The organism is Rhizobium beringeri (genome assembly GCF_004306515.1).
Lineage (GTDB): Bacteria > Pseudomonadota > Alphaproteobacteria > Rhizobiales > Rhizobiaceae > Rhizobium > Rhizobium beringeri.
The window spans coordinates 3,684,977-3,709,550 of sequence record NZ_SILG01000001.1 but is presented as its reverse complement, the minus strand read 5'-3'; the positions used below and the strand labels follow the sequence as shown (position 1 = coordinate 3,709,550).

Genomic DNA, 24,574 nt, shown 5'->3' with positions numbered 1-24,574 from the left:
ATAGGGACTTCCCTCGCCCAGGTGAGGGAATTAGGCAGCGCAGAGGCATTTCAGGGAGACGATATTTATGGCCGAACATCATACCGGACCGGTCGAGACCGGCGCGCCGATGGATTACAAAGAACATGAAAAGACCTACGACATGTTCATCGCCGGCGCGAAATACGGCTCGATGCTTCTCATCGTCCTCCTGCTTGCGATGACCGCCGGTTTCTTCGGCGGCGCCGGCCTTCTTGGCGGCCTCTTCGTCTTCATCATTCTTCTCGCCGCCGGCATCTTCCTGTTCCGCTGACCGCGTGGATTCAGAGGGTCAGAGCGTCCTTTGTGCGTCCGAAAGGACGCACGGCGCTCTGAGGGGAGGAGAGCTTCTCCGAAGCTTTGTGAATTAGGTGCTTGGCCCGCGCAGGGAAATCTGCGGCGGTCTGGCTGACCCGGAGGAGGGGGCAGTTGGGCAATATCGTTTTCGTTGCAAGGGAAATCACGGGCGAGGAGACACGTGTCGCCGCCTCCGCCGAGACCGTGAAGAAGATGAAGAGTTTCGGCTTCGACGTCGTCGTCGAAGCCGGTGCCGGTGCAGCTTCGCGCATTCCGGACGGGGAGTTCGAGGCCGCGGGTGCCAGGATCGGCAGTTTTGCAGATGCAGCCTCCGCCGACGTGGTCTTAAAGGTGCGCCGGCCCAGCGGATCGGAAATCTCCGGCTATAAAAGTGGCGCGGTGATCATCGCCATCATGGATCCCTACGGCAATGACGAAGCGATCGCGGCTTTGGCAAGCGCAGGGCTTTCGACTTTCGCGATGGAACTGATGCCGCGCATTACCCGCGCCCAGTCTATGGATGTGCTTTCGTCCCAGGCCAATCTCGCCGGTTACCAGGCCGTCATCGAGGTCGCCGCGGTTTATGACCGCGCCATGCCGGTGATGATGACGGCGGCCGGCACCGTGCCGGCCGCCAAAGTCTTCGTCATGGGCGCCGGTGTCGCGGGTCTTCAGGCGATCGCGACCGCACGCCGCCTCGGCGCGGCGGTCTCGGCCACCGACGTTCGCCCTGCCGCCAAGGAGCAGGTCGCCTCGCTTGGCGCCAAGTTCATCGCCGTCGAGGACGACGAGTTCAAGGCGGCGGAAACGGCTGGCGGATATGCCAAGGAAATGTCCGCCGACTATCAGGCGAAACAGGCGGCTCTGGTTGCCGAGCACATCGCCAAGCAGGATATCGTCATCACCACCGCGCTGATCCCTGGTCGTGCGGCGCCGCGGCTCGTTTCGCGCGCCATGCTCGCCTCGATGAAATCAGGTGCGGTCGCCGTCGATCTTGCGGTCGAGCGCGGGGGCAATATCGAGGGCGTCGTCCCCGGCGAGATCGCCGATGTCGAAGGCGTCAGGGTGATCGGTTTCGCCAACATGCCGGGCCGGGTTGCGGCCAGCGCATCGGCACTCTATGCCAAGAACCTCGTGACCTTCCTCGAGACCATGGTCAACAAGGAAACCCGGAGCGTCGTCGTTAATCTCGACGATGAGCTGGTCAAGGCGACGATGCTGACCTATGCCGGCGACGTGGTTCATCCCGCCTTCGGCGGCGCGAAGAAGGGAGACATCTGATGGCCAGTGAAGCAATGGACAGAGCGCTGGAGCAGCTCGACCAGGCGGTGACCGCCGTCATCACGGCGGCGGCCCAGGCACCGGAAGCGGCAAGTGCTGCGACCGGCGGGGCGATCGATCCCTTCGTCTTCCAGCTCGCCATCTTCGTATTGTCGATCTTCGTCGGCTATTACGTCGTGTGGTCGGTGACGCCGGCGCTGCATACGCCGCTGATGGCCGTCACCAATGCGATCTCCTCCGTCATCGTCGTCGGCGCGCTTCTGGCGGTCGGCATCTCGACCAGCGGGCTTGCGACCGGTTTCGGGTTCGTCGCTCTCGTGCTCGTCTCGGTGAACATCTTCGGCGGCTTCCTCGTCACCCAGCGGATGCTTTCGATGTACCGCAAGAAGGACCGGTGAGGACTGATGACTAATATCGCAGCCTTCCTCTACCTCGTCTCCGGCGTGCTCTTCATCCTGGCGCTGCGCGGCCTGTCGCATCCGGCCACCAGCCGCAAGGGCAATCTCTACGGCATGATCGGCATGGGGATCGCGATCCTGACGACGCTGGTGCTGGCGACCCCGAATTTCGGCGGCTTCGTGCTGATCATCCTTGGCCTTGCCATCGGCGGCAGCGTCGGTGCCTATGTCGCCCGCACCATCCCCATGACCTCGATGCCGCAGCTCGTCGCCGGTTTCCATTCGCTGGTCGGCCTTGCTGCCGTGCTGGTCGCGGCCTCCGCGCTCTACACGCCTGCTTCCTTCGGCATCGGCGAGATCGGCCACATCCACACCGAGGCGCGCATCGAGATGGCGCTCGGCGTGGCGATCGGAGCGCTGACTTTCACCGGCTCGATCATCGCTTTCCTGAAGCTCGATGGACGCATGTCCGGCAAGCCGATCCTGCTGCCCTACCGGCATGTGATCAATGCGAGCCTGCTGGTGCTGATCGTGCTCTTCATCATCGGGCTTGCCGCCACCGAAAGCCATTTCGACTTCTGGGCCGTCGTGGCGCTGTCGCTGGCGCTCGGCGTTCTGCTGATCGTGCCGATCGGTGGGGCCGATATGCCGGTCGTCGTCTCGATGTTGAATTCTTATTCAGGCTGGGCCGCGGCCGGCATCGGCTTCACGCTCGGCAATCTGGCGCTGATCATCACGGGCGCGCTCGTCGGTTCCTCCGGCGCGATCCTCTCCTACATCATGTGCAAGGGTATGAACCGTTCCTTCGTCTCCGTCATCCTAGGTGGTTTCGGTGGTGAGACGGCGTCCGGCGGACCTGACACATCAGATAGGACGGTCAAGCTCGGCTCGGCCGAGGATGCGGCTTATCTGATGGCAAACGCATCGAAGGTTATCATCGTGCCGGGATATGGCATGGCGGTCGCCCAGGCCCAGCATGCGCTGCGCGAGCTCGCCGACAATCTCAAGAAGAACGGCGTCGAGGTGAAATATGCGATCCACCCGGTGGCAGGCCGTATGCCCGGCCACATGAACGTATTGCTCGCCGAAGCGAATGTTCCCTATGACGAGGTTTTCGAGCTCGAGGACATCAACTCGGAATTCGCCCAGGCCGACGTCGCCTATGTCATCGGCGCCAATGACGTCACTAATCCGGCGGCGCGAGACGACAAGACCTCGCCGATCTACGGCATGCCGATCCTCGACGTCGACCGGGCAAAGACCTGCCTCTTCGTCAAGCGTTCGCTCGGCTCGGGTTATGCCGGCATCGACAATACGCTGTTCTACAAGGACGGCACGATGATGCTGCTCGGTGACGCGAAGAAGATGACCGAGGATATCAACAAGGCGATCGCGCACTGATCGACGCAGATACGGCCGCCCTTCGGGCGGCCGCTTGATTTATGTGGGAGGCCACTCTGTCTGCCTTGGCTGGCCGGCCGCTTTCGTCAGGTCTCTCCCGGCACGAGTGTCATCTTTTCGACGCCGATCGCCAGGTTCAGGCCTTCCTGAGCCTGGACGTTCAACGGCTGCAGCATGAAGGCCTTGTTGGTGCCGCCGGCGATAACCTTGGCGCCGGCGCCTGCACCGATGCTCGCATCGGCGCCGATCCCGTAATATTCGCCGGCAAGGGCGAATTGCGGAATATCCGTGCCGGTCTTTGCCAGCACCTGCCAGATCATGACGCTCTTGCCGGTCTGGCCGATATCGAGGCCGAATTTCTCGATTTTGCCGGCATAGACCGCCTTGGCGCCGCCGGCCGCCGGCGTATAGGTGCAGATGAGGTTCTTCTGCGAGGTGACGATCAGACCCTGGCCGCCATCCGATCCGCAGACAAGACGGCCAAGCGTGACATAGTTTTCCGCGCCCGCCGGGCTACCCCAGGCAGCGGCCGTCAATGCCGCGGCTGCGATCATCGTTTGCTTGAACATGGTCTTTCTCCTTTGGAACGACCTGTCCGAAACGGGTGGAGGTAGCGATTGTTCCGGGCGCAGATTGAAGGTGATAGAGCGTCCTTAGCGCGTCTGAAGAGACGCGGCGCTCTATTCCCGCTCCAGCGTGGCGCGTTGCGCCGTCAGCACCCATAACAGGCCTTCGCGCCGGAAATCGATCTCAACCGTGCCGCGAAAGGCGGAAGCGGCATGGGCTTTGATAACGGTCGTGCCGAAGCCCGAGCGCGATGGCTGCTCGGTGACCGGCGGGCCGCCTTGCTCCTCCCAGGTGAAGCGGAGCAGGGCATCCGGCTTGCCTTCCTCCTTGAGGTCGCGCCATTCGAAGCGGACACGGCCTTGCGGTACGGAAAGCGCACCGTATTTCACCGAATTGGTGGCGAGTTCATGCAAGGCGAGGCCGAGATTCTGCACGGCATCCGGCTTCAGCACGAAGTCTTTGCCGCTGATGTCGATCTGCTCGCGCGATTGCGGGAAGGCCTGCAGATGGATGTCGACGACCCGCCGCAGCGACACGCCTCCCCATTGTTCGCTGGTCAGGAGCTCGATCGAACGCACCAGGCCCTCGAGGCGGTCAGCGACGGCGGCGCGGAAGGACTCGACGCTGTCGGACTGCTTGGCGAGCTGGCGCATCATTGCCTGGGCAAGCGTCAGAAGATTCTTGGTGCGGTGGACGAGCTCGTGCATGACGAAACGCAGCCGGTCCTCGGTCTGGCTACGATCGAAAGAGGCATTCGAAAGGGCAATCGCCACCTGGTTCGCTTCGATGACGCTGGTCTCGACTGGCGAGACGATATGGCCTTCGCCCATGCGGTTTGCCATGTCGGCAATATCGCGGATGGTGGTGCGCACCTGTCTTGCGACGGCATAAGCGCCCAACACGGCGACGAGCACCAGTGCCACGCCGCCGATGATGAGGAAACGCCAGGTGCTGAGGATCGACGCCTGGGCGATCGGTCCCCAGATCACCGTCTTCCACGACCACCCGGGAATCTGGGCATAACCGAGGAGCATGTGCGGCAGGATTGTCTCGTCTTGGAAGACGCCACGGGACACGGTGAGCGCCGGTAGAATGCGTGGGTCGAAGGGCGTGCCGGGTTCGAGATTGGCAGGGCCGGTCGCTGCAACGACGTGGCCGCTCTCATCGATGACGGCGGCCGACCAGCCGGGCGCAAGGCCTTCGGTGGTCACGAGCTTGCCCAGATCCTTGGCGTCCTGCGTGATGATGAGGGCTGCGACCGGATCATTCTTCCGTGGCAGGGTGACGTTATAGACCCATTCGCCGCTGGTCCGGCCGCGAAAGACCTCTGATGCCTCGATGCGACCGGAAGCCATGACCGCTTCGAGGGCAGTCATGTTCGCCGTCTTGCCGAGCGGCGTGCCGAACGCCCGGCGCGTGTTCAGCAGTTGCTGGCCGGTGCGGTCGACAGCAATGACGAAAAGCGTATTGTCTCTGAGGGCCGTTTCCGTGCGCTCGTGGAAGGAGGCGAGATTGCCGTTTTCAAGCTCGGGCGAACTCGAAAGCAGCCGCAGCGTCGTCGCCATGTCCTGAAGCTGGCGGTCGATGATGCGTGAAAGGGCAAGCGCATCCTGGGCCGTCTCGCGCTTCAGCGTCGAACGCTGGTTGTCCTCCAGCTGCAGCAGAAGCAGCGCCACGAAGGCGAAGATCGGCAATGCGATCGCCACCGCCATGGCGACGAGGTAGGTTCCGATCGAGGCTTTCGGAAAGAACAGCGCGACGATCTTCATCTGTCGCAATTCAAAGTGTTACAGCGTCCTTTGCGCGTCTGAAAAGACGCGCGGCGCTGTAATGCGCGTTGCCCGCAACGGTTTTCGCTTGCGGCCAGGACAGCAAAGATCCACATCTCTCGCAAACCGCCCCCAACACGTGATCGACCGCTCGATAGCGGGCTATCGAAGCAGGTCCATGTTAGGGGGAGCAAGAGCAGCTTGCAACATACTATGACAGGCCATGGACGATGACGGACGCTTTTTCGGCGTCTCGTCCTAATGGCGGTGCGGCGGCCTTTGCGCCACGTCGCTTCCACCGCCTGGCGTGGCACGATATCACCTCGATGATATCCAGAGCCGGAAGATTCGTTTGAATCATCAGTGCCTTTGCCGGCGTCCGATGGTGGTGCGACCGGCAAGTGGCTGTTGCGGGCGGCCCGATGCTCCGGGCCGCCCAATTTTGTCCTTAGCCGGCTTGGGCGACGCCGACGCGGGCAAGGCCGTCGCGAGCCGGCTGGTATTTGGGGTCGAGGCCGATCGCGTGGCGATAGGAGCGGGCGGCCTTTGCCTTGTCGCCGCGGCGTTCGTAGACGAGAGCCTGGTTGGCCCAGGATTCGGCGATGTTGCCGTTCAGCTCGATCGCATGGTTGAAATCGGCAAAGGCGTTGTCATCGTCGTTCAACGCAATATAGGAAATGCCGCGGCCATTATAGGGCTCGGGCGAATTCGGCGCGAGCGAGATCGCTTTCGAGAAATCGTCGATAGCCTTATCCTGCTGATTGCGCTTCTGATAGATCAGGCCACGATTGTGATAGGCGCGGCCGTCGGTGGTGCCGAGCTGGATCGCCTTGTCGAAATCGTTGAAAGCCTGATCGTCCTGGCCGGCCATGCGGTAGACATTGCCGCGACCGATATAGGCGACGTCGTAGCTCGGATTGATCTGCAGGGCGGCATTGTAGTCGCCAATCGCCTGGGCCTGCTGGCCCATATTGCGATAGACGAGAGCGCGGTTGGCGTAAGCCTGGAAAAACCGCGGATTGATCTGCAGCGCCGTGTTGAAATCGTTCAGCGCCGGGCGGAACTGGCCGGCGCGGCCATAGGCGGAACCACGGACGTTGTAACCTTCCGGATCCCTCGGATTGGCGTTGATAACAGCCGTCAAGGAAGCGATATTCTCTTCCGAACCCTGCGCCTTATCGATGCGGATCACGGCATCCGAGGTATTGGTCGTCTCGCAGCCGGCGAGGCCGAACATTGCCGCCAGCGCCAAAGCGGGCAGGAATGCCGTTTTCTGCAAGCGCAAAGCGCGGGACGGATTGAAGGTGTTGACAGCCATTCGGGCTCGCTTTCCCCATGCGGCATATCCGGTGCGCGGATATGCGATCTTCAGCGGCAAACTAAAAAAGCGGCGGCGAACCCATCGCCCCCGCCACAATGCATCTGAAAACGTCGAAAAAACGACGGAAACGCTCAGCGTGCGACCAGACCTTCGCGCTGGGCGCGCTTACGGGCCAGCTTGCGAACGCGACGAACAGCCTCGGCCTTCTCGCGAGCACGCTTCTGCGACGGCTTCTCGTAATAGTCGCGCATCTTCATTTCGCGGAAAATGCCTTCGCGCTGCATCTTCTTCTTGAGAGCGCGGAGAGCCTGATCAACATTGTTATCGCGGACAAGTACCTGCACGAGAATCACGTTCCTTTGGTTGGTTGATGCCGGAGGCGGCGCAGCGGCCAGAGGCAAAACAATAACGTTCGCGCGGCCGGGGCCTTGCGATTGGTGATGCGAAATAGCAGATCGGGTACGGGAAGTCTAGACGGGATATGGGAGGCGAGCGGAAAAATCACGCTTCGCCTGATATCTGGTCATGATCCGGCCGGTTCGGGCGCGGTTTCATCCAGCGCGGCAATTGCCTCCTTGAGAGCGGTCCTGACCCGTAGGCGGTCGGCAGGTTCCAGCCGGCTCATATCCAGATGCAGGTCAAGGCCCGAGAGGTGCTCGCTGAGAACGCGGCTTTTATGGTCCGCACCGAGCGTCAACCCATCCACCGCATAGGGCACGATCTCGCGCTGTATGCCCTTCATCGTGATCGGCGGCAGGGGATGGGCGTCGACGATTTCGTTCACCAGCGCATAGGTTTCGTAGCTGATGACGATCTCTCCTCCCTGGGCGATCGATTGCAGCCGGGCTGCGAGATTGGCCTCCGCCCCGATGATCGTATAGTCCATGCGGTCGCTGCTGCCGAAATTGCCGACATTGCAATAACCGCTATTGATTCCCATGCGGACGACGAAAGGCTCTTCGGTGCCGTTTCTGCGCCATCTGTCCTTGAGTTCGCCGAGACGGCGCTGCATGTCGACGGCCATGCGCAGACACGCTTTCGCGTCCTCCTCCGGCCCCTTGGTTTCGGGATCGCCGAAGAAGACCAGCATCGCGTCGCCGATGAACTTGTCCACCGTGCCGCCATGCTCCAGGGCAATGTTCGACATCTCGGTCAGATATTCGTTGAGCATCTCCGTCAGGGCTTCCGGCTGCAGGCGCTCGGTCGTCGCTGTGAAGTCCTTGATGTCGGAGAAGAAGATCGTCAGGCGCTTGCGCTCGGTATGGACGACGACGTCCTTCTGCCCGGAGAAGATGCTCTTGTAGATCTGCGGCGAGAGATAGCGCGAGATCTTCAGGGAAACGCTGGCGAGGAATTCGTTCGCCGCCTCCAGATCCTGGTTGGCGCTGTGGATTGTGCGCGTCTGCTGCCGCTGGAGCACAATGAAGCTGATGCCGATGAAGGCGACGAAAAGAAAATAGCAGAGCAGGTATTTGAAGGCGAAGACGTTGCTCGCATAGGGCTGCCGGATGATGACTTCCTGAATGCCGCGCACATCGCCCACCTTCCAATCGGTCTTCGGGCTTTCGGGATGGGTATTGTGGCAGGCAACGCAGGCCTGGCCCATGACGACGGGGGTGATGAACCGCAAGGTATCGGTCAATCCGACACGGGTGAGGTCGTTCAGCGTCTGCTGCGGATTGGCGCGCAAGGCAGCGAGCGCATTCTTTTCGAAGTCGTCGAGCTCGTGGGATGCGCGGCTTTTGAACGGCAGGTCGGAGACGAAACGGTAGGTGATATTGGCCTGCTGCTCCTTGATGACGTCGCCGAGTTCCAGGGAAAGCGTGGCCGGCAGCGGGATGGCGCCTGGAATATTCGCATAATTGTGAGAGACGACCGTGCCCTCAGTCGTGCCGCTGGCGTGAGCGGCCAGAACGCGCCCCACGACATTCGTGGAATAATAGGAGCGGATGCTCGATATCAGCGAGCTCATGTCGCGGGCCTGGCGGCGCAGGGTATTTCCCGAGAGATCGCTGATATCAAGCCAGACAGCGAGCGGCAGCCCTGCGAGCATTGCCAGCACGACGACAATCAGCCAATAGCCGCTGCGACGCGCGGCGGTTTCGGAAATCACGGCGACCTTCATTCTTCTCTCGAAAAAGCATCCGATTTTCGATCGTTACAAGAACATTTCGCTGCCCACCGGGCAAGGTCGAAGCCTTGTCGTCCATGCAAAAGCCGGATGAAAATTGGAGGCGTGGCCGTATTCATGGCACTTCTCCGCCGCCCGGCGGAGGTGGCCGAAAAGAGAGTGCCCCGGAATGCAGGTGCGAATGGCATTTGGATGGAAAGCGGCGTAGCCTGTCTGCCGGCAGGTGCGGGTCGCCCTGCCGGCCGTGGGAGGGGACACCCGGTGAGATCATGACGCGCGCGCAGCAAATCGGTGTCGTTCTCGGCCTGGCGATCGTGACTGCGCTTACAATTCTTCGAGCAAGTGATCCCGGGATCTTCAAGTTGATCCGCGGCGTGACCTTCGATGAGTATCAGCGGCTGGTTCCCAGGACCTTCGAGGCGATGCCGGTCCGCGTGATCGACATCGACGAGGCCTCGTTGCACGAATTCGGCCAATGGCCATGGCCGCGCGACCGGATGGCTCTGCTGGTGAACCGGCTTTCGGAGATGGGCGCCTCGGCCATAGCCTTCGATATTCTTTTCGCCGAGCCGGACCGGCTGTCACCGCGCAATGTTGTCCGCGACGTTGCTGGCGTAGACCCTTCGCTTGCCGAGAAACTGCCCGACAATGACGAGATATTCGCTCAATCGATTGGCGAAAAACCCGTCGTGCTCGGCTTCGGCCTTTCCAACGAGGGCAATTACCGGCCGCCTGTCAAGGCGGGCTTTGCCTTTACAGGCGAAAGCCCTGTCACGGCTCCGCCCTATCTCGGTGCTTCGACGCCGCTGCGGCCGCAATTGGAAGCCAATGCGGCGGGGCTCGGCCACATCAGCCTCAATCCCGGCAATCCCTCGCCGGTGGTACGGGCGGTCCCACTGTTCCTGACCGACGGCGAGCAGCTCTATCCCAATCTCGCGATCGAGGCGCTGCGTGTCGCGCAGGGGGCATCGACCTATGTGCTATCAGGCGCGCCCGATCGCGCCGGCATCATGACATCGGTAAAGATCGGGGATTTCGTCGTGCCGCTGACGGCGGCCGGCGAACTCTGGCTCTATGTCACCCCCGACCGGGCGGAGCGTTATATATCCGCCCGGCAGGTGCTTGCGGCCGACGGGGCCTCTCCAGATGTCGCCGCCGCCATCGACGGCAGCATCGTCTTCGTCGGGACATCGGCGGCCGGCTTGCAGGACATCCGCGTCACCGCGCTTGGGGAGAACGTTCCCGGCGTTTCGCTGCATGCGCAGGCCGTCGAACAGATCCTCTCCGGCCGCTTTCTCTCGCGGCCCGACTGGGCGGACGGGTTGGAAATCCTGATGATCGCCGTGCTCGGATGCCTGCTCGTCGGGGTGACGACCTTCGTCAGTCCCGCCGTCGCGCTGGCCTGCGGCCTGCTGATCACGGCCATGGCGGTAGTGGCGTCCTGGCTCTCGTTTCTTTTTGCGGGGCTTCTCCTCGATCCCCTGGCTCCGATCATCAGCGGATCGATCACCCATTTCGCCTCGACCTCGTTCCGGATCCTGGTGATCGACCGGGAGCGGCGCGAGGTGCGGCGCGCCTTCGGGCATTATCTTTCCCCGTCGCTGCTCCATCGCATCGAGCATTCCCGCGACGCGTTGCGCCTCGGCGGAGACGATCGCGAGCTGACGGTCATGTTCGTCGATGTCAGAAGCTTCACGGAGATCAGCGAGCGGCTGGCGCCGACTGCCGTGGTCGCGTTCCTGAATACGTTGCTCGATGCGCTGAGCCGCCATGTGGTGGCCAATGAAGGCACGCTCGACAAGTTCATCGGCGATTCGATCATGGCGTTCTGGAATGCCCCCGTCGATGTGGCGGATCATGAAATCAAGGCCGTTCGCGCAGCGCTTGCCATGCGTGAAACGCTGGCCGAACTGAACGCCGGCGACGCCTTCGGCTTCGGGCCTGGACAGCAGGTCGGCATCGGCATCGGCATCCATACTGGTCTCGCCTGTGTCGGCAACATGGGCGCCAAGACCCGCTTCAACTATTCGGCGGTCGGCGATGCCGTCAACGTCGCGGCGCGCCTGGAGTCGTGCTGCAAGGAGGTCGGCTTCGATATCCTCATATCAGACAGCACGGCGAGATCGGTGCAGGGAATGGCGCTGATCGAGGCCGGCGCCATTCCGCTCAAGGGGAAGAGTAGCCGAACGCAGATTCTCGCCGTTGTCGGCGACGAGCGCGTCGCAGCCTCCACGGAGTTCGCCGCGCTTGCGGTCGTTCACGAGCAACTGACGCAGGCGCTGCATGCGCATTCGAAAAACACGCGCAAGCTTATCGGCACGGCAAAGCTCAGGGCGGGGCAGGTGATCGGCGGGCTGGCGGAATTCTACCAGCGGATATCCGGCAGAAGCGATCACTTCCGCGAGGTGCCTGATGGATTCGAGAAGAGCGTCGCCGATTGACGGCATCAGCGGTTGCGATTGAAATTCCGGCCCCTGTCGTGGTTCCGGTCCCCATCACGATCGCGGCCTTTATCGTGATCACCATCGCGATCTTTCTCGTGATCGCGGTCACGATGATGCCCTTGATCGTGATAGTCGTGATCATCGTGCTGATCGTGATGTTCATGCCGGCCACGGCCATCATGCTTGTCGGGTTTATCCGGTTTGTCGTGATGCGGCTTGTCAGGCTTGCCAGGCATGTCAGGCTTGGCCGGCCGCTCCTTCTGCGGCTCGGCCTGCCGCTGCGGCGGATCTTGTCTCGGCGGACTGGGTGTCGGGGCCGGATCGTGAGGAGGCGGGGGCCGTTTTCTGTCTTTTCTTTCCGGCGCGACGGAGGCCATATTGCAGCCGCCGAGCATCCCGATGCCGCCCGCAAGCCGCTGATTGCCGGAGAGGAAGGGAAGGGCGCGCTGATTTCCGAGCGTTTCGAGGATGCTGGGATCGACCCGGCGTGCTGCCGACATATCACCGTTCGGCTTGGCTACCACGCAGTCGCAGCGCTGTTGCAACTGCCGGCAGCCGCCCGGACCGCAGAAACGGGCTGCGCCGCTCAGCAGGACGACGGCGGTCGTGCCATCCGGGCCGACGTAGAAATCGAAAGCGGTGCCGCGTACGCCGATCGTGCCGGCCGGCGTCAGGATCTGGTAGGCCGAAGAATTGGAACTGCCGCTGACCCAGCGGAATGTACCCTTTGCCGCCCTGATGGTCAGTTTCTTGACCGATTGGGAATCATCGAAGACATATTTGTCGATCACGACCGACGAACCCCAGCCGACCGCAAGTTTCGTGCCGTCACGAAACAGGAACTGGCCAAGCCCGGATGGCGATGTCTTGATGCGCTCGTTGCGATGGACGCTGGTGTCGACCTCGATCGGGCCGCTCTGTCCCGTCACTTCCGTCTTTATGACGACAGCCTGGCCGACCGGCTCGGCGGCGGGTGCCGGCGATGCGCTGCTTAACGCGATGCAAAGCGTCGCGACTGATACTGAGCGCCAACCCCACATGATTACACATACCCCACAACATGTGATTGTTAACATTTTAGCAATTGCTTGTCTTCTCACCCTCTTGGGTTAGGTCGCCGGCCGACGGTTAGCGGAAATGCCGCGGCTTGCGTCTGCCGCCTGAAGCGGCATTCTCTTCGGCGTGTCGAAACCAAAGCTCTCGCGCGTCGCAAAAGAACCGTTGTGCCGCATTTGGATTTGCGATTTGTATGAGCGCGGAAAACAGCCCCTTGCCCGAAGGAGAAATAGGCGGATGCGGAAATATTCGGTTTTTGCCGTGGCACGGGAGGCCCTTCGTGGCCACAAGGGTTGGGAGAAGCAGTGGACTTCGCCTGAGCCACGCGCCGAATACGACGTCGTCATCATCGGTGCCGGCGGCCACGGGCTGGGTGCTGCCTACTATCTCGCCAAGGAGCACGGCATCACCAATGTCGCGGTGATCGAGAAGGGCTGGCTCGGCGGCGGCAATACCGGGCGCAACACCACCATCATCCGCTCGAATTATCTCTACGAAGAGAGCATGCACATCTACGAGCATTCGATGAAGCTCTGGGAGGGGCTTTCCCAGGAGCTCAACTACAATGTGATGTATTCGCCGCGCGGCGTGATGATGCTCTCGCACAATATTCACGACCAGCAGTCCTTCAAGCGGCATATCCATGCCAACCGGCTCTACGGCATCGACAATGAATGGCTGACACCGGAGCAGGCGAAGGCCTATTGTCCGCCGCTCGATATCTCGGCCAGCGCGCGCTACCCGATCAATGGGGCGGCACTGCAGCGGCGCGGCGGCACGGCGCGGCACGACGCGGTTGCCTGGGGTTATGCGCGGGCGGCTTCAGACCGCGGCGTGCACATCATTCAGAATTGCGAAGTGACCGGTATCCGGCGCGGTCCGGACGGACGGGTGACCGGGGTCGAGACCTCGCGTGGCTTCATCGGCGCCAGGAAGGTGGCGGTGTCGGCGGCCGGCCATACGACCACTGTCATGCAGATGGCTGGCGTGCGCGTGCCGCTGCAATCGAGCCCGCTGCAGGCACTGGTCTCCGAACCGCTGAAGCCGATCTTTCCCTGCGTCGTCATGTCGAACACGGTGCATGCCTATATCTCCCAGTCCGACAAGGGAGAGCTCGTCATCGGCGCCGGCACCGACCAGTACAATTCCTATTCCCAGACCGGCGGGCTGCAGATCATCACGCACACGCTCGACGCCATCTGCGAGCTCTTCCCGATGTTCCGGCGCGTCAAGATGATGCGGCAATGGGGCGGCATCGTCGACAACACGCCGGATCGTTCGGCGATCCAGTCGAAGACGCCGGTTCCCGGGCTTTACGTCAATTGCGGCTGGGGCACCGGCGGCTTCAAGGCGACGCCGGGCTCGGCCAATCTCTTCGCGCATCTGATTGCCCGCGATGAGCCGCACAAATTCAATGCCGGGCTGACGCTGGATCGTTTCCGCAGCGGCCGGCTGATCGACGAAGCGGCGGCGGCGGCGGTGGCGCACTGATGTGGACGGCGGCTCTCCTCGCAATCGGGATCGACGGCGCGGCCATGCCGGCCAGTGACGTCTTTCCCGGCGTCGGGGATTTCCGCCTGCAGAAGATCCACAGGGCTGCCGGCGAAAGCGAGTGGCCCTTCGTCGCCGAGAGCGGCACGCTGCTTTGCGCGCTCATCCTGCGCAAACCAGCCGTTTATTTCGTGCCTGAGGTCGGCGGAGCGCCGGGACGTGCCTTCGTGATCGACAACGATATCACCAAGATGGCTTTTGCGAATATCGGCATGACCGATGTGCTGGAGCCCTACGACAATTTCGAACAGCTTCTCAAGCGCCTCATTCCCTATGTGACGATGGGAAAGCGTCTCTGCAATCAACCTCCGGGAACCAATGTTTCCGGGTCGGAACTCTAAGACGGGTAACACATGCTGCTGATCTATTGCCCATACTGTCAGGAAGAGCGCTCCGAGCTCGAATTCCGTGGCGCGGGTGACGCGCATATCGCGCGGCCCGCCGAGATCGCCTCGATCTCGGACGAGGAATTCGAGGCCTATTTCTTTCTGCGCGACAATCCGAAGGGGCTGATCTTCGAACGCTGGCGGCACATTCACGGCTGTGGGCGCTTCTTCAATGCGGCGCGCGATACGGTGACCGACAAGTTCATCGTGACCTACAAGGCGGGTGAGCCGAAGCCTGAGATCGGCGCGGCGGCTCGGCAGCATGGGCCTGTCGAAACATATGAAGCCGTGGAAGGAGAGGCGCAATGAGCGGCGTGAACCGTATCGCCGGCAAGGGGCGCCTGACACCGGCCAGAACCGCGCGCTTCAGCTTCGACGGCAAGAGCTATACGGCGCTCGAAGGCGATACCGTCGCCTCGGCGCTGATCGCCAACGGCATACATCTCGTCGGCCGTTCGTTCAAATATCACCGGGCCCGCGGTATTCTGTCGGCTGGGGCCGAGGAGCCGAACGCGCTGATCGACGTTTCCCGCGATACGGCGCGCAAGCAGCCGAACGTGCGCGCCACCGTGCAGGAAGTCTTCGACGGGATGATTGTCAGCTCGCAGAACCGCTGGCCGTCGCTTGCCTTTGATGTCGGCGCGGTCAACAATCTGATGTCGCCGTTCTTCGCCGCCGGTTTCTACTACAAGACCTTCATGTGGCCGCGCGCCGCCTGGAAACACGTCTACGAACCGTTCATCCGTCGCGCCGCCGGCCTCGGCGTCGCGCCGACGGAGGAGGATCCGGACCATTATGCCAGCCGCTATGCCCATTGCGACGTGCTGGTGGTCGGCGCCGGTGTGGCCGGGCTTTCGGCGGCGCTGGCCGTGGCCGAAACCGGCGCCCGGGTTATCCTTTGCGACGAGCAGGCGGAAGCGGGCGGCGCGTTGCGTTATGATACCGGCGTGACCGTCGACGGACAGGACGGCAATAGCTGGGCACAGAAGGCCGTGGCGCGGCTGGAGGCGATGGACAATGTCGAAGTGCTCACCCGCACGACCGCCTTCGGCTACTACAACCACAATTTCGTCGGTCTTGCCGAGCGCGTCACCGATCATGTCGCCAAGCCTTCCCGCGATCTGCCGCGCGAGCGGCTTTGGCAGGTCCGGGCGAAGCGCGTGATCCTCGCCACCGGCGCGATCGAGCGGCACATGGTGTTTCCGAACAATGACCGGCCGGGCATCATGCTCGCCTCGGCGGGGCGGATGTATCTCAATCACTACGGCGTCGCCGTCGGGACCAAGGTCGGCATCTACACGGCGCACGACTCGGCCTATGAGGCGGCCTTCGATCTGAAGCGCGCTGGTGTTTCGATCGCCGCCATCGTCGATAGCAGGCAGGCGCCGGGAGCGGCGGTGCTGGCCGAGGCGCGGGCGCTCGGCATCGATGTTCTGGCCGGCCAGTCGGTCGTCAATACGTCGGGGCGGTTGCGCATCTCCTCGATGACGGTGGCGCGCAACGGCGGCGGTTCGCCGCGCAAGATCGCGGTCGATGCGCTGCTGGTTTCGGCTGGCTGGACGCCGTCCGTCCATCTGTTCTCGCAGTCGCGCGGCAAAGTGGCCTTCGATGCCGAAAGCCAGCGTTTCCTGCCCGGCTCCTATGCGCAGGACTGCCTTTCGGTCGGCGCCTGTAACGGCACTGACGACCTGCAGCGGACGATCGAGGAGTCGCTTGCCGCCGGCGAGTTGATGGCGCAGGCCACCGGCAGAAGCAGCGGTGAGAAGATCGCGATTTCGGCCGAGCAGGCCTATGACTGGACGGGTGGCATGATCGGCGCTGCCGAAGGTGCCGGGCCGAAGACCAACGCCAAGGCCTTCATCGATTTCCAGCATGACGTCTGCGCCAAGGATATCCGCCTTGCTGTGCGAGAGGGCATGCATTCGATCGAGCATATCAAGCGCTTCACGACCAACGGCATGGCCTCGGACCAGGGCAAGCTCTCCAACATGCATGGCCTGGCGATCGCCGCCGAAATGCTCGGCAAGGAAATCCCGCAGGTCGGGCTCACCACTTTCCGTGCGCCCTATACGCCGGTCACCTATGGTACGCTGATCGGCCATTCGCGCGGAGAACTGTTCGACCCGACACGCAAGACGCCGCTGCATGCCTGGGAGGAAGCCCATGGTGCGGTCTTCGAGGATGTCGGCAACTGGAAGCGTGCCTGGTTCTATCCGCAGGCCGGCGAAACACTGCATCAGGCGGTTGCTCGCGAATGCCGGACGGCGCGCGAGGCGGCCGGTATCTTCGACGCCTCGACGCTGGGCAAGATCGAGGTGGTCGGTCCGGATGCGGCGAAGTTCCTCAACCTCATCTACACCAATGCCTGGGACACGCTAAAGCCCGGCAAGGCCCGCTACGGCATCATGACCCGCGAGGACGGCTTCGTTTATGACGACGGTGTCGTCGGACGCCTGGCGGACGACCGTTTCCACGTGACGACGACGACAGGCGGTGCGCCGCGCGTTCTGCACCACATGGAAGATTACCTGCAGACGGAATTCCCGGATCTGAAGGTATGGCTGACCTCGGTGACCGAACAATGGGCTGTCATCGCCGTGCAGGGACCGAAGGCGCGCGAGATCGTCGCGCCGCTGGTCGAAGGGCTCGATCTTTCGAACGAGGCCTTCCCGCATATGAGCGTGGCCGAGTGCACGGTCTGCGGCGTGCCGGCGCGGCTCTTCCGCGTCTCCTTCACGGGCGAAACCGGCTTCGAAATCAATGTGCCGGCCGATTACGGCCAGTCGGTACTCGAAGCGGTCTGGGCCAATGCCGAACCGCTCGGCGCCTGCGTCTACGGCACGGAGACGATGCACGTTCTTCGCGCCGAGAAAGGCTACATCATCGTCGGGCAGGATACGGACGGGACCGTGACCCCCGATGACGCCGGACTTTCCTGGGCGGTTTCGAAGAAAAAGACGGATTTCGTCGGCATTCGCGGGCTGAAGCGGCCGGATCTCGTCAAGGACGGGCGCAAGCAGCTCGTCGGCCTCGTCACCAAAGATCCGAAGCTGGTGCTCGAAGAAGGCGCGCAGATCGTCGCAAGCCCGAACGAGCCGAAGCCGATGACCATGCTCGGGCACGTCACATCTGCCTACTGGTCGGAAAATTGCGGCCGGTCAATCGCCTTCGCGCTCGTCGTCGGCGGCCGGGTGCGGATGGGCGAGACGCTCTATGTGCCGATGCCGGACCGGACGATTGCCGTCGAAGTGACGGATCTGGTATTCTTTGACAAGGAAGGGGGCCGCATCCATGGCTGATGTCGCAATTCGCAAACCGGCGCTTGCCGGACGTCTCGGCGGCTCCGCAACGGTGCGGCTGACGACCGCTCCCACTGCCAGCCGGGTGGCGCTGCGCGCGCCGGCGGAATCGCTCTCGGCACTTTCCTCTGCTCTCGGCCTGACGTTGCCGGATGCTCCGAAGACATCCGGCCGGGCCGGCGCCCGATCGGCGCTCTGGATTGGGCCGGACGAGTGGCTGGTGATCGACGAGGCCGGCGCCGATCTGATGGCAACACTTTCGGGCGCCGGCACGCTGCATTCGGCGACCGACGTTTCCCACCGCAATCTCGCGATCATCGTCTCGGGACCGGGTGCGGAGGCGACGCTTTCGGCCGGCTGCCCGCAGGATCTGTCGCTTTCTTCCTTTCCGGTCGGGGCCGCATCGCGCACCGTCTTCGGCAAGGCGGAGATCGTGCTTTTCCGTACGGAAGAAGACACGTTCCGGGTGGAATGCTGGCGGTCGTTTTCGGATTATGTCTTCGGGCTGCTGAACGAGGCGGCTGAAGACGCGGGACACTGAGTCTCAGCGAATCGCGGGTATGCGCTCATTCATGAGGTAAGCGAAATGCTGCACCATGCCTCACTCGGCGTTTCCGATATCGAGCGGTCGGCGGCATTTTACGATGCTGCCCTTGCCGCGCTCGGTTATATCAGGGTCTGGGACGATCTCAGGCCGGGGCAAACAGGGCAGGCAATCGGCTACGGCCTTCCCGGCGGCGGGGACAAACTGGCGATCAAGCATCGTCCGGACGGCCAGCGTGCGCCTGGCCCGGGTTTTCATCTGGCGTTCGCCGCGCCGAGCCGCCAGGCAGTCGATCAGTTTTATGCGGCGGCAATCGCGCAAGGCGGCAGTGACAATGGCCGTCCCGGCTTGCGATCTCATTACGGTGAGCACTATTATGCGGCGTTCGTCATGGATCCCGACGGACACGCTCTCGAAGCTGTGTTCAATTCGGCTGAGTAACAAAAGCAGTTTTGCTCAAACGTCCTCGGGACGGTCCTTTGGGTCGAATTGGATGATGGTGATCCACTTTGCCGTCAGCGCCGGCTTCCTCTCGTTTTCGATCTCGATCGTGACGTCATAGGTGGTCATCAGCATGCCGGCGCCGCGGAAGCGGGCTTCGGAGAGCAGGAAGCGGCCGCGGACGCGGGCGCCGCTTTTCACCGGCGTCATGAAGCGGACGCGATCGAAGCCGTAATTGATGCCCAGGGTCTGCTCGCGCACTTTTGGCAGGCAATTGTAGTTCATCGTCGACAGCAGAGACAGTGTCAGGAAGCCATGGGCGATGGTTCCTCCAAAGGGGCTCTCGGCGGCCGCTCGCTCAGGGTCGACGTGGATGAACTGATGGTCGTCGGTCGCCGACGCGAAAGCGTCGATCATCGTCTGGTCGACGGTGACCCAATCCGAAAGGCCCGTTTCCATACCGATCAATCCCCGCACGTCGGAGAGTGAAATTTCCGTGACCATGAATTCCTCGTAAAATAAGCCGCCGCGGCAAAGCCTTATCGTGCATTTGTGACGATTGCGACAAGGATTTGGGTGAGGGAGGGGAGGCGGTCAATTTTCTACAAAAAAGGCGACGGAGCGCGGCTCGACGGTTGCGCGGCCACCGGCTTTCTTTGCACCATCCGGCGTCAACTGGCGCCAGGCCGGTTCGCTCTTAGACGGAATCGTGAAAAATTGGCGGCTCCCCGAGCGGTTGAAAAGCACGCCAAGCCGGGTCTGCCTGCCGCGCGCGGAGCGGTCACCGGTCGATAGCAACATGCCGAGGGTGGAAAGCGACGGCGTCTCCCAATCGGCAACGGTCATCGGCTCCCCGGAAAGCGAAATCCATTCGACATCGCCATTTCCCGCCAGGAAGCCCATTTCGGAAAAGACGGTGAAGCGGCGACGCAACCCTGCAAGGAAGGCGGTATGGGCGATGAGACTCTCGTCCAACGCCTTCCAGTCCAGCCAGGTGATCTCGTTGTCCTGGCAATAGGCGTTATTGTTGCCGTGCTGGCTGCGGCCACCCTCATCGCCCGCCGTCAGCATGATGCTGCCGCGGGTGGCAAAGAGCGTTGATATCAGCGCCATCACATCGTCCCGGCGACGCTTGCGGATCGTCGGATAGACGGTTTCCCCCTCGACGCCGTTGTTCCAGGAGTGGTTCTCGTTATGGCCGTCACGATTGTGTTCGCCGTTGGCGTCGTTGTGCTTTCCGGCGTAGGAGACGAGATCGATCAGCGTGAAACCGTCATGGGCGGCGAGGAAATTGACGCTGCGTGTTTCCTTGCCGTCGTTGCGGGAGAAGATGTCGGAGGAGCCGGCAAGTGCGGCTGCCAGCGAGCCGGTCTTCCAATCGTCGCCGCGCCAGTAGCAGCGCAGGTCGTCGCGAACCCGGTCGTTCCATTCAAGGAAGGGCAGCGGGAAATTGCCGAGCTGGTACCCGCCCGGGCCGATATCCCAGGGTTCGGCGATCATGATCCGGTCGGCCAGCGCATCGTCGGCCAGGATCGCGGCAAGTGTTCCGCCGTCACGCTCGAAGCCTGTCGCGGTGCGGCCGAGCACCGGGGCGAGATCGAAACGAAAACCGTCGACGCCGGCGTTCAGCACGAAATGGCGCAGACTGTCGATGACGAGACGACGGACCTCAGGATGATCGCAGGCGAGCGTGTTGCCGGTGCCTGTGTCGTTGACGAGTTCGCCCGGCCAATTCTGGGCGTGGCGATAATAATGCAGGTTGTCGAGGCCGCGCAGGGACAGCGTCGCGCCGTAACGGTCGCTCTCGCCGGTATGGTTGAAGACGAGGTCGAGGATGACGGCGATGCCTTCGGCATGGAGGGCCGCGACCGTCTCGCGCAATTCCGTCATGCCGCCGGGGACAAGCCGCGGATCGAGCGCCATGAAGGCAACGGGATTGTAGCCCCAACCGTTGGTAAGGCCGAGCGGCGGCAGGTGGCGTTCATCGATCCAGGCAGTGATCGGCATCAGTTCGACGGCATCGACACCAATCCGCTTCAGATGCGCGACGACGGAGGGATGGGCAAGCGCTGCGACCGTGCCGCGCTGGGCCTCCGGCACGTCGGGATGGAGAATGGTGAAGGGCCGTACCGCCACCTCATAGATAAAGCCGCCCGGTTTGAAGAGCGGCTTGCTGATCGCGGCTGGGGTATCGGTGGTGACGATCGCCTTCGGCATCAGATCCTGGCTGTCCTCGCCATAGATGCCGAGGCGGGGATCGTAACGGAACGGCCTATCGATCTCCTTGGCGTAGGGATCGATCAGCAGTTTGGAGGGATCGTACCAGAGGCCGTTGTCAGGCGCGTAGATACCGTCGGCGCGATAGCCGTAGCGCGCGCCCGCCTTCAATCCGTCGACAAAGAGACGATGGATGTGGTTGCTGTCGCGCGCCATCGGCAGGCGCGCGAATTCCCTGTTGCCGTCATCCTCGAAGAGGCAGAGTTCGATCTGTGCGGCATGATGCGACCACACGGCAAATTCGACGCCGGTCTCGAAGACGATCGCTCCGGCTTGCGCCGAACTGCTTCCCCGCATGTTCCCCCCGGATCAGGTGATCACGGTTGGCGCATCGCGTCCCGTGCGTTCACGAATGCTGGCAATGCTTTCGGCGGCCGCGATCAGATCGGCGAGCGCTTCCTGCGTTTCGATGTTGTGGCGAGTCGAATCCGGCTCGTAACGTTCGATATAGACACGCAAGGTTGCGCCAGACGTGCCGGTGCCGGACAGGCGGAAGACGACGCGGGAGCCGCCCTCGAAGAGCACGCGGATACCCTGATGCTCGCTCACCGATTTGTCGATCGGGTCGTGATAGGCGAAGTCGTCGGCCTTCTCGACCTTCAGGTTGCCGAAGCTCTCGCCGGGCAGGGTGGAAAGCTGGCTGCGCAGATTGTCCACTAGCCCGTTTGCGGCATCGGTGTCGAGGCCTTCATAATCATGGCGTGAGTAATAGTTGCGGCCGTAGGTCTGCCAGTGCTGAGTGACGATATCGGCGACGCTCTCGCCGCGCACGGCAAGAATGTTCAGCCACAGCAGCACCGCCCAGAGGCCATCCTTTTCGCGGACGTGACTGGAGCCCGTGCCGGAACTTTCTTCACCGCAGATCGTCGCCATGCCGGCGTCGAGCAGGTTGCCGAAGAACTTCCAGCCGGTCGGCGTTTCATACATGCCGATGCCGCGCTTTTCGGCGACGCGGTCGGCCGCGCCTGATGTCGGCATCGAGCGAGCGATGCCGGCAAGGCCGCCGGAATAGCCGGGGGCGAGATTGGCGTTGGCGGCAAGGATCGCCAAGCTGTCGGAAGGGGTGACGAAGATGCCGCGGCCGATGATCAGGTTGCGGTCGCCGTCGCCGTCGGAGGCGGCGCCAAAATCGGGCGCGTCATCGCCCATCATCTCATCGAAGAGTTCTTTGCAGTGAACCGGGTTGGGGTCCGGATGATGGCCGCCGAAATCCGGCAGCGGCATGAAATTGCGCACCGAGCCCGAGGGCGCGCCGAGACGATTTTCGAAGATTTCCTTGGCATAGGGGCCGGTGACAGCGCTCATTCCATCGAAGGCAATGCGGAAGCCGAGGCTGATCAGATTGCGGATGGCGCCGAAATCGAACAGCTCTTCCATCAGGGCAGCATAGTCCTCGACCGGGTCGATGACCGAGAGGATCGTGCCGCCGGGAAGCTCGTCCTTGCCGATGCGGTCGAGATTGACGTCGGCGAAATCAGCGATCTTGTAGCTGTCGATCGTCTTGGAGCGCGCATAGATCGCGTCGGTGATCTTTTCCGGCGCCGGGCCGCCATTGTTGATGTTGTATTTGATGCCGAAGTCTTCGGTCGGGCCGCCGGGATTGTGGCTGGCGGAGAGGATGATGCCGCCGAAAGCCTTGTATTTGCGGATGATGTGGGAAGCGGCCGGCGTCGACAGGATGCCGCCCTTGCCGACCATGACCTTGCCGAAGCCATTGGCCGCGGCCATCTTGACCGCCTTCTGGATGACCTCGCGATTGTAGTAGCGTCCGTCGCCGCCGATGACGAGGCACTTGCCCTGATAACCTTCCAGCGAATCGAAGATCGACTGGATGAAGTTCTCCGCATAGTTCGGCTGTTGGAAGACCGGAACCTTCTTGCGCAGGCCCGACGTGCCGGGTTTCTGATCCAGATAGGGCGTGGTGGGGACGGACTTGATCATTTTAGTTCACATGCCTTTCGAGACGAGGCTTGAATAGAGGGCAGCGTAGCGTTCGGCGCTCTTCTCCCAGGAGACATCCGATTTCATGCCCTGCTTTTGCAATTGGGTCCAGAGTTTTCGGTCCTGATAAAAATGCATCGCACGGCGGATTGCCTGTAGCATGCCTGTTTCGGTTACGGGCGCAAATTGTATGCCGGTTGCGACTTTCGCCGCAAGTGCGGCGTGATTGGCGTCGATCACCGTGTCATTCAAGCCGCCGGTGCGGGCGACGATCGGCAGGCAGCCGTAACGCAGGCCGTAAAGCTGGGTCAGGCCACAGGGTTCGAAGCGCGAGGGGATGATGATCGCATCGCAGCCGGCCTGCATCAGGTGCGACATTGGCTCGTTATAGCCGATCGAGACGCCGATGCGGCCGGGATGGCGGGCAGCTGCGGCGAGCAGCGCGCCTTCAAGTGCGGCTTCGCCGGAGCCGAGCACGACGAGCTTACCGCCCATGGCGACGATCTCGTCGGCGACGTTAGCGACGATATCCATGCCCTTCTGCCAGGTGAGGCGGCTGATGACGCAGAAGATCGGGGAGTCGTCATTGTCGAGGTGGAAGAATTCGGCGATCGAGCGACGGTTCTCCTCGCGGTTCTTCAGCGTCGTCGGGCCGTAGTGGGTGTGGACGACGGGATCGGTCGCCGGGTTCCAGATATCGGCGTCGATGCCGTTGACGATGCCGTGCAGATCGTCGATGCGGCTGGCGATGACGCCCTCCAGCCCCATGCCGAATTCCGACGTCAGAATCTCATCGGCATAGGTCGGGCTGACTGTCGTGATCGCATGCGCGGTCTTAAGGCCACCCTTGAGGAAGCCGACAGTGCCGTAATATTCGACGCTGTCGGTGGCGAAGGCATGGGCAGGCAGGCGCAGGCCGGGAAAGATCTCGGAACCGAACTGGCCCTGGAAGGCGATGTTGTGGATAGTCAGCACGCTCGGCAGTTCCGGCGTCGGATAATAGCGCATATAGACCGACGTCAGCGCCGCCTGCCAGTCGTGGGTGTGGACGAGATCCGGCCGCCAGCCGGGCAGCAGGCCGGCGGCGATCTCGGAGGCGGCGAGCGACAGAGCGGCGAACCGACGCCAGTTGTCGGGATAGTCCTTGCCGAGCGGATCGAGATAGGGCCCGCCCGGCCTGTCGTAATAGGCCGGCGCATCGAGGATGAGCAGATCGAGGCCCTCGTGCTGGACCTCGAGGACGGTCGCTCGCTCACCGAGCAGGTCAGGGAATTCGAGCCTGACGACCGGGTCGCGAATGACCTTCATGACGGCGGGATAGCCGGGCAGAAGGGTCTTGGTCTCGACCCCGAAGGCTTTCAGAGCAATCGGCAGGGCGCCGGACACATCGGCCAGACCCCCTGTCTTGATCAAAGGGAAGACTTCGGACGAAACCGAAAGAACTTTCATAAG

Annotated in this window: 21 protein-coding genes; 11 read left to right on the top strand and 10 right to left on the bottom strand. The window is 62.4% G+C overall.

The annotated features are described in order from the left end of the window. Window positions 1-67: 67 nt before the first annotated feature. The 4 genes from ELH03_RS18550 to ELH03_RS18535 all read left to right on the top strand — a co-directional run bounded on the left by ELH03_RS18550 (window position 68) and on the right by ELH03_RS18535 (window position 3,395). The gene (locus tag ELH03_RS18550; RefSeq protein ID WP_018243586.1) at window positions 68-292 is read left to right on the top strand and encodes an aa3-type cytochrome c oxidase subunit IV; all 225 of its coding nucleotides are present in this window, start codon (window positions 68-70) and stop codon (window positions 290-292) included. Window positions 293-447: 155 nt separating this feature from the next. Beyond that, window positions 448-1,596: a Re/Si-specific NAD(P)(+) transhydrogenase subunit alpha gene (locus ELH03_RS18545; protein ID WP_130766575.1), complete on the top strand. Its 1,149-nt coding sequence runs from the start codon at window positions 448-450 to the stop codon at window positions 1,594-1,596. Then, the gene (locus ELH03_RS18540) at window positions 1,596-1,994 is read left to right on the top strand and encodes a proton-translocating transhydrogenase family protein (protein ID WP_003542949.1); all 399 of its coding nucleotides are present in this window, start codon (window positions 1,596-1,598) and stop codon (window positions 1,992-1,994) included. Before ELH03_RS18545 ends, ELH03_RS18540 begins: the two co-directional genes overlap by 1 nt. Window positions 1,995-2,000: 6 nt before the next feature. Beyond that, window positions 2,001-3,395 carry an NAD(P)(+) transhydrogenase (Re/Si-specific) subunit beta gene (locus ELH03_RS18535; protein WP_018446045.1) on the top strand — a complete coding sequence of 465 codons (1,395 nt, stop codon included), beginning with the start codon at window positions 2,001-2,003 and terminating at the stop codon, window positions 3,393-3,395. A gap of 86 nt (window positions 3,396-3,481) precedes the next feature. On the opposite strand, the gene ELH03_RS18530 is transcribed toward ELH03_RS18535, so the two are convergent. The 5 genes from ELH03_RS18530 to ELH03_RS18510 all read right to left on the bottom strand — a co-directional run bounded on the left by ELH03_RS18530 (window position 3,482) and on the right by ELH03_RS18510 (window position 9,177). After that, a complete protein-coding gene (locus tag ELH03_RS18530) occupies window positions 3,482-3,964 on the bottom strand; it encodes a DUF992 domain-containing protein (protein WP_128412450.1) in 483 nt (160 codons plus the stop codon). Between the two features lie 111 nt (window positions 3,965-4,075). Beyond that, on the bottom strand, window positions 4,076-5,731 hold the full coding sequence (locus ELH03_RS18525) for a sensor histidine kinase (RefSeq protein WP_128403349.1): 1,656 nt from the start codon (window positions 5,729-5,731) through the stop codon (window positions 4,076-4,078). A 448-nt stretch (window positions 5,732-6,179) separates the two neighbouring features. Continuing rightward, window positions 6,180-7,049, bottom strand: a complete 870-nt coding sequence (locus ELH03_RS18520) for a tetratricopeptide repeat protein (protein WP_128412449.1) — start codon at window positions 7,047-7,049, stop codon at window positions 6,180-6,182. Window positions 7,050-7,183: 134 nt separating this feature from the next. Further along, window positions 7,184-7,396 carry a 30S ribosomal protein S21 gene (rpsU, locus tag ELH03_RS18515; protein ID WP_003585885.1) on the bottom strand — a complete coding sequence of 71 codons (213 nt, stop codon included), beginning with the start codon at window positions 7,394-7,396 and terminating at the stop codon, window positions 7,184-7,186. 179 nt (window positions 7,397-7,575) lie between these two features. Then, window positions 7,576-9,177, bottom strand: a complete 1,602-nt coding sequence (locus ELH03_RS18510; protein WP_128412448.1) for an adenylate/guanylate cyclase domain-containing protein — start codon at window positions 9,175-9,177, stop codon at window positions 7,576-7,578. Between the two features lie 275 nt (window positions 9,178-9,452). Here ELH03_RS18510 and ELH03_RS18505 point away from each other — a divergent pair, with 275 nt between their 5' ends. Beyond that, window positions 9,453-11,624 (top strand): CHASE2 domain-containing protein, encoded by a 2,172-nt coding sequence (locus tag ELH03_RS18505; protein WP_130766574.1) that lies wholly within the window; start codon window positions 9,453-9,455, stop codon window positions 11,622-11,624. A 5-nt stretch (window positions 11,625-11,629) separates the two neighbouring features. On the opposite strand, the gene ELH03_RS18500 is transcribed toward ELH03_RS18505, so the two are convergent. Further along, on the bottom strand, window positions 11,630-12,667 hold the full coding sequence (locus tag ELH03_RS18500) for a FecR family protein (protein WP_130766573.1): 1,038 nt from the start codon (window positions 12,665-12,667) through the stop codon (window positions 11,630-11,632). A 253-nt stretch (window positions 12,668-12,920) separates the two neighbouring features. Between ELH03_RS18500 and ELH03_RS18495 the strand changes: the two genes are divergently transcribed. The 6 genes from ELH03_RS18495 to ELH03_RS18470 are packed head-to-tail and all read left to right on the top strand — an operon-like array spanning window position 12,921 to window position 18,904. Continuing rightward, window positions 12,921-14,174 carry a sarcosine oxidase subunit beta family protein gene (locus ELH03_RS18495; protein ID WP_018243577.1) on the top strand — a complete coding sequence of 418 codons (1,254 nt, stop codon included), beginning with the start codon at window positions 12,921-12,923 and terminating at the stop codon, window positions 14,172-14,174. After that, the gene (locus tag ELH03_RS18490) at window positions 14,174-14,575 is read left to right on the top strand and encodes a hypothetical protein (RefSeq protein ID WP_128403355.1); all 402 of its coding nucleotides are present in this window, start codon (window positions 14,174-14,176) and stop codon (window positions 14,573-14,575) included. The genes ELH03_RS18495 and ELH03_RS18490 overlap by 1 nt, the downstream gene beginning before the upstream one ends. Before the next feature lie 12 nt (window positions 14,576-14,587). Beyond that, entirely contained in the window at window positions 14,588-14,929 is a 342-nt protein-coding gene (locus ELH03_RS18485) for a sarcosine oxidase subunit delta (RefSeq protein ID WP_128403356.1), read from the top strand. After that, window positions 14,926-17,919, top strand: coding sequence for a sarcosine oxidase subunit alpha (locus ELH03_RS18480; protein ID WP_128403357.1), 2,994 nt, complete (start codon window positions 14,926-14,928; stop codon window positions 17,917-17,919). Before ELH03_RS18485 ends, ELH03_RS18480 begins: the two co-directional genes overlap by 4 nt. Beyond that, window positions 17,912-18,460 (top strand): sarcosine oxidase subunit gamma, encoded by a 549-nt coding sequence (locus ELH03_RS18475; protein ID WP_128403358.1) that lies wholly within the window; start codon window positions 17,912-17,914, stop codon window positions 18,458-18,460. Before ELH03_RS18480 ends, ELH03_RS18475 begins: the two co-directional genes overlap by 8 nt. A gap of 45 nt (window positions 18,461-18,505) precedes the next feature. After that, the gene (locus ELH03_RS18470) at window positions 18,506-18,904 is read left to right on the top strand and encodes a VOC family protein (RefSeq protein WP_130766572.1); all 399 of its coding nucleotides are present in this window, start codon (window positions 18,506-18,508) and stop codon (window positions 18,902-18,904) included. Window positions 18,905-18,919: 15 nt separating this feature from the next. On the opposite strand, the gene ELH03_RS18465 is transcribed toward ELH03_RS18470, so the two are convergent. From ELH03_RS18465 to glgA, 4 genes are all read right to left on the bottom strand, one after another. Beyond that, a complete protein-coding gene (locus ELH03_RS18465; protein ID WP_033179655.1) occupies window positions 18,920-19,408 on the bottom strand; it encodes a MaoC family dehydratase in 489 nt (162 codons plus the stop codon). Between the two features lie 90 nt (window positions 19,409-19,498). Continuing rightward, window positions 19,499-21,478 carry a glycogen debranching protein GlgX gene (gene glgX, locus ELH03_RS18460; protein ID WP_128412445.1) on the bottom strand — a complete coding sequence of 660 codons (1,980 nt, stop codon included), beginning with the start codon at window positions 21,476-21,478 and terminating at the stop codon, window positions 19,499-19,501. A 12-nt stretch (window positions 21,479-21,490) separates the two neighbouring features. Then, a complete protein-coding gene (locus ELH03_RS18455; protein WP_128403360.1) occupies window positions 21,491-23,122 on the bottom strand; it encodes an alpha-D-glucose phosphate-specific phosphoglucomutase in 1,632 nt (543 codons plus the stop codon). Window positions 23,123-23,128: 6 nt separating this feature from the next. After that, the gene (glgA, locus tag ELH03_RS18450) at window positions 23,129-24,571 is read right to left on the bottom strand and encodes a glycogen synthase GlgA (RefSeq protein WP_128403361.1); all 1,443 of its coding nucleotides are present in this window, start codon (window positions 24,569-24,571) and stop codon (window positions 23,129-23,131) included. Between the last annotated feature and the right edge of the window lie 3 nt (window positions 24,572-24,574).

What these genes read in the sequence shown, in the direction of transcription:
- ELH03_RS18475 (WP_128403358.1), top strand. Translation starts at nt 17,912, where the DNA reads ATGGCTGATGTCGCAATTCGCAAACCGGCGCTTGCCGGACGTCTCGGC.
- ELH03_RS18495 (WP_018243577.1), top strand. Translation starts at nt 12,921, where the DNA reads ATGCGGAAATATTCGGTTTTTGCCGTGGCACGGGAGGCCCTTCGTGGC.
- ELH03_RS18480 (WP_128403357.1), top strand. Translation starts at nt 14,926, where the DNA reads ATGAGCGGCGTGAACCGTATCGCCGGCAAGGGGCGCCTGACACCGGCC.
- ELH03_RS18470 (WP_130766572.1), top strand. Translation starts at nt 18,506, where the DNA reads ATGCTGCACCATGCCTCACTCGGCGTTTCCGATATCGAGCGGTCGGCG.
- ELH03_RS18540 (WP_003542949.1), top strand. Translation starts at nt 1,596, where the DNA reads ATGGCCAGTGAAGCAATGGACAGAGCGCTGGAGCAGCTCGACCAGGCG.
- glgX (WP_128412445.1), bottom strand. Translation starts at nt 21,478, where the DNA reads ATGCGGGGAAGCAGTTCGGCGCAAGCCGGAGCGATCGTCTTCGAGACC.
- ELH03_RS18520 (WP_128412449.1), bottom strand. Translation starts at nt 7,049, where the DNA reads ATGGCTGTCAACACCTTCAATCCGTCCCGCGCTTTGCGCTTGCAGAAA.
- ELH03_RS18500 (WP_130766573.1), bottom strand. Translation starts at nt 12,667, where the DNA reads ATGTGGGGTTGGCGCTCAGTATCAGTCGCGACGCTTTGCATCGCGTTA.
- glgA (WP_128403361.1), bottom strand. Translation starts at nt 24,571, where the DNA reads ATGAAAGTTCTTTCGGTTTCGTCCGAAGTCTTCCCTTTGATCAAGACA.
- ELH03_RS18485 (WP_128403356.1), top strand. Translation starts at nt 14,588, where the DNA reads ATGCTGCTGATCTATTGCCCATACTGTCAGGAAGAGCGCTCCGAGCTC.
- ELH03_RS18550 (WP_018243586.1), top strand. Translation starts at nt 68, where the DNA reads ATGGCCGAACATCATACCGGACCGGTCGAGACCGGCGCGCCGATGGAT.
- ELH03_RS18490 (WP_128403355.1), top strand. Translation starts at nt 14,174, where the DNA reads ATGTGGACGGCGGCTCTCCTCGCAATCGGGATCGACGGCGCGGCCATG.
- ELH03_RS18465 (WP_033179655.1), bottom strand. Translation starts at nt 19,408, where the DNA reads ATGGTCACGGAAATTTCACTCTCCGACGTGCGGGGATTGATCGGTATG.
- ELH03_RS18535 (WP_018446045.1), top strand. Translation starts at nt 2,001, where the DNA reads ATGACTAATATCGCAGCCTTCCTCTACCTCGTCTCCGGCGTGCTCTTC.
- ELH03_RS18510 (WP_128412448.1), bottom strand. Translation starts at nt 9,177, where the DNA reads ATGAAGGTCGCCGTGATTTCCGAAACCGCCGCGCGTCGCAGCGGCTAT.
- ELH03_RS18455 (WP_128403360.1), bottom strand. Translation starts at nt 23,122, where the DNA reads ATGATCAAGTCCGTCCCCACCACGCCCTATCTGGATCAGAAACCCGGC.
- ELH03_RS18525 (WP_128403349.1), bottom strand. Translation starts at nt 5,731, where the DNA reads ATGAAGATCGTCGCGCTGTTCTTTCCGAAAGCCTCGATCGGAACCTAC.
- ELH03_RS18530 (WP_128412450.1), bottom strand. Translation starts at nt 3,964, where the DNA reads ATGTTCAAGCAAACGATGATCGCAGCCGCGGCATTGACGGCCGCTGCC.
- ELH03_RS18505 (WP_130766574.1), top strand. Translation starts at nt 9,453, where the DNA reads ATGACGCGCGCGCAGCAAATCGGTGTCGTTCTCGGCCTGGCGATCGTG.